This window comes from Embleya sp. NPDC050154, from assembly GCF_044460165.1.
GTDB lineage: Bacteria > Actinomycetota > Actinomycetes > Streptomycetales > Streptomycetaceae > Embleya.
On record NZ_JBITJP010000076.1, the window covers coordinates 1 to 1659 of the forward strand.

At 70.2% G+C, this 1659-nt stretch carries 2 protein-coding genes; one reads left to right on the top strand and one right to left on the bottom strand.

Going from position 1 to position 1659, the window contains the following annotated elements:
- Positions 1–125: 125 nt before the first annotated feature.
- Entirely contained in the window at positions 126–638 is a 513-nt protein-coding gene (locus tag ACIBSV_RS50635) for a hypothetical protein (RefSeq protein WP_395874793.1), read from the top strand.
- Here ACIBSV_RS50635 and ACIBSV_RS50640 read toward each other — a convergent pair.
- Complete coding sequence (locus ACIBSV_RS50640; protein ID WP_395874795.1) at positions 577–1548, bottom strand: IS5 family transposase; 972 nt, start codon at positions 1546–1548, stop codon at positions 577–579. The genes ACIBSV_RS50635 and ACIBSV_RS50640 overlap by 62 nt on opposite strands.
- Between the last annotated feature and the right edge of the window lie 111 nt (positions 1549–1659).

Below are 1659 nucleotides of genomic sequence, written 5' to 3' on the forward strand. Positions count from 1 at the left end.
AGAAGCCGTTGTCTTATCGAAAGTAGTTCCTGCGTTTCCGCTGGTCGGGCATGAAGTCTGGTGCCGTGCGGGAGGGATGACGTGTCGCGTCGTTTCGTTCGTGGGGGTTGCCGGTGCCGTCGGTGATGGGGTTGTTGGAGGAGCGCGAGACGGCTGCCCGGGTGCGGGTGGAGGAGTTGCGCGCGGAGGTCGACCGGGTCTTGGCCTTGTTGCGGGACGCCGAAGTGCTGCTGGAGCGCCGGGTGGTCGCCGTTGAGGAACTGGCCGAGGCTCTGGATGCGCGGGTGCCGGTCGAGCAGGCCGTGGACGTCGAGCCGGTGCCGATCGTCGTGAAGCCGGCGAGGTCCGGTTCGGTGGTGCCGCACCGGCGCGCGGGGACGGCGGTGGCGGTACTCGCGCCGGACTACCGGCGGATCGTCGCGTTGGTGGACGAGGGTGGTGGGGTCGGGCTGCGCGCGAAGGATCTGGCGCGTGGGCTGGGTCTGGAGCCGGTTCCGGCGAAGTTGGAGGGGGTGCGGTCGAAGGCGAAACGGCTGGTGACGCGGGGGTGGCTGGCCGAGGAGGTGCCGGGGGTGTTCACGCCGCGGCCCGCGGACGGGCCGCGGCCGCCGCGCGGCGGGCCAAGCGACGGGTCATGAGCATGCTCATCGACCACCGGATGAGTGCTTCGCTGCTGGTGGGGAGGGTTTCGTAGTCGCGGGCCAGGCGGCGTGAGCGCATCAGCCAGCCGAATGTGCGCTCCACCACCCAACGGCGCGGCAGGACGACGAAGCCGTGCATGTCGTCGGTGCGTTTGACCACCGTCAGGGCGATGTCCAGGTGTTCGTCCGCCCAGTCGACCAGTTCGCCGGTGTAGGAGCCGTCGGCCCACACCCGGCGGATCTTCCGCAACGGGCCGCCCGCGAGCCGGGCGAGCAGGGTGCGCGCGGCACAGCGGTCGGTCACGTCCGCGGCGGTGACCAGCACGGTCAGCAGCAGCCCGAGGGTGTCGACGACGATGTGCCGTTTGCGGCCGTTGACCTTCTTGCCGCCGTCGTAGCCGCGCGTCGCGGACGGGACCGAGGCGGCGGCCTTGACCGACTGCGCGTCGATGCTGCCCGCGGTCGGCTCCACCGCCCGGCCCGCGGCGGTGCGGCACCGCGCACGCAGCCGGTCGTGGAACTCGCCGGTCAAGCCCTGGTCGCGCCAGCGGCGGAAGAACGCGTAGACGCAGGTCCAGGGCGGGAAGTCGGCGGGCATCGCCCGCCACTTGATCCCGTTGTCGACCAGGTACCGGACCGCGTCGATCATCTCCCGGTGGCAGTATGCCTCCGGCTGCCCGCCGCGGCCCTCCAGCCACCGGGGCATCGGAAGCGCGCCGCGGACGACGACCCACTCCGCGTCCGTCATGTCCGACGGATACACCCGCACCCGGCCCGGCCGGCCGTCCGCATTCCCGTACACATGCGCGAGGCAATCACACTGCAGGGGCTGCGAATTGGACTTGCCCGCCGCAACCGCGTACAACCGTGACAACAGGGCCTCCTGGACCTCGAATGGCGTAGACACCCACCGAGATTCCAAGAGGCCCTGCTTTCATGCGCTCTCAGCGCCGAGACCACTCCAACGAGAACCCAAGTCCTATAACCCGACGCCAAGTTCGGTATGACAACGGCTTCT

Bases quoted from the DNA above. Each gene is read 5' to 3' on its own strand.
- ACIBSV_RS50635 (WP_395874793.1), top strand. From the start codon at position 126: ATGGGGTTGTTGGAGGAGCGCGAGACGGCTGCCCGGGTGCGGGTGGAG.